2 protein-coding genes and 1 pseudogene are annotated in these 1338 nt (G+C 70.1%); 1 reads left to right on the top strand and 2 read right to left on the bottom strand.

Translation table 11 applies throughout. The features are described from left to right. Window positions 1-303 (bottom strand): annotated as a pseudogene (locus ON39_RS16610) (hypothetical protein); the annotation flags it as partial. Continuing rightward, complete coding sequence (locus ON39_RS16605; RefSeq protein ID WP_255219274.1) at window positions 300-704, bottom strand: BlaI/MecI/CopY family transcriptional regulator; 405 nt, start codon at window positions 702-704, stop codon at window positions 300-302. The gene ON39_RS16605 and the pseudogene ON39_RS16610, both read right to left, overlap by 4 nt. A gap of 141 nt (window positions 705-845) precedes the next feature. Between ON39_RS16605 and ON39_RS16600 the strand changes: the two genes are divergently transcribed. Beyond that, window positions 846-1338: Y-family DNA polymerase (locus ON39_RS16600; protein ID WP_040735112.1), on the top strand; the 493-nt coding region annotated here is incomplete at its 3' end.

Raw genomic sequence — 1338 nt, 5'->3', positions numbered from 1 at the left:
GAGTGCGGCGATCGCGAAGGTGACGGCCTTGGTCGCGTCGCTGCCGTCCTCGTGGATGGGGCTCCACATGATCGTGAAGCAGGCACGCAGCGCGTCGTGCGGATGTCCCCAGTAGGTGGCGAACTCGACGGTGAGCATGGTCGCCGCCGCCGCCCACGCGCCGAGCGTACCGACCATCGCCACCACCCAGGCGACGATGCCGAGCCGGGGCGCGTAGCCCCGCCGGGTCAGCCGCCGCAGCACCGGCGGCCCGATGGTCGCCACCACGGCGCCGTACACCATCAACGCGATCGCCGGGGTCATGGTGCGGCGCCTTCGGCACCCGGCGGCCCGTCCGGGGTCTTGCGGGAGGTGAGCCTGCGCAACGCCGCCCGCAGGCCGGCCGACTCCTCGGCGCTGATCCGGTCGACGAAGTGGCTGAGCACCAGATCGGAGCGCCCGCCCGCGCCGAGCGCCTCGAGCATCAGCCGGGCACTGTGCTCCTCGCGGGTCAGCGTCGGCCAGTACCGGTAGGCCTTGCCGGAGCGTTCGCGCGCCAGCCAGCCCTTGCGGTGCAGATTGTCCATGGTGGACATCACCGTGGTGTAGGCGATGTCGCGCTGGGCGGACAGTTCGTCGAATATCTCGCGCACCGTGGTGTCCTCTGCGTCCCGATCCCAGATGCGGTCCATGATCACCGCCTCCAGGTCTCCAAATCCGCGCACAGTACCGACTCCCTCATCCAAAAATGTGCCTTACTGTCGGGCCAGCGTACCGGTTCGCCCGAATTGCTACGTAGGCGAACCGTAGATTCGGCGCGTCGATTCCCGAGCGGCGTTCCCCTTGTCGGTGGCTCATGCGAACATATGTTCGTGTCCGACGCCGCCGCAGCCCGCCCGCGGATCATCGCGCGGGCCGAGTCCTCGATCCTGCACGCCGATCTCGACTCCTTCTACGCCTCGGTCGAGCAGCGCGACAATCCGCGGCTGCGCGGCAAACCGGTCATCGTCGGCGGCGGGGTGGTGCTCGCGGCCAGCTACGAGGCCAAGGCGTTCGGCGTGCGCACGCCGATGAACGGCGGGCAGGCGCGGCGGCTGTGCCCGCACGCGATCGTGGTGCCGCCGCGGATGTCGGCCTACGCGCAGGCGAGCAAGGCGGTGTTCGAGGTCTTCCACGACACCACCCCGATGGTCGAGGGCATCTCGATCGACGAGGCGTTCCTCGACGTCGGCGGCCTGCGCCGCATCGCGGGCGAGCCGATCGGCATCGCCGAGCGGCTCCGCGCCAGGGTGCGCGCGGAGGTCGGGCTGCCGATCTCGGTGGGCATCGCGCGCACCAAGTTTCTCGCCAAGGTCGCCA

The sequence above is a fragment of the Nocardia tenerifensis NBRC 101015 genome (genome assembly GCF_000308715.1).
GTDB lineage: Bacteria > Actinomycetota > Actinomycetes > Mycobacteriales > Mycobacteriaceae > Nocardia > Nocardia tenerifensis.
This window is presented reverse-complemented; position numbering and strand designations above follow the sequence as displayed.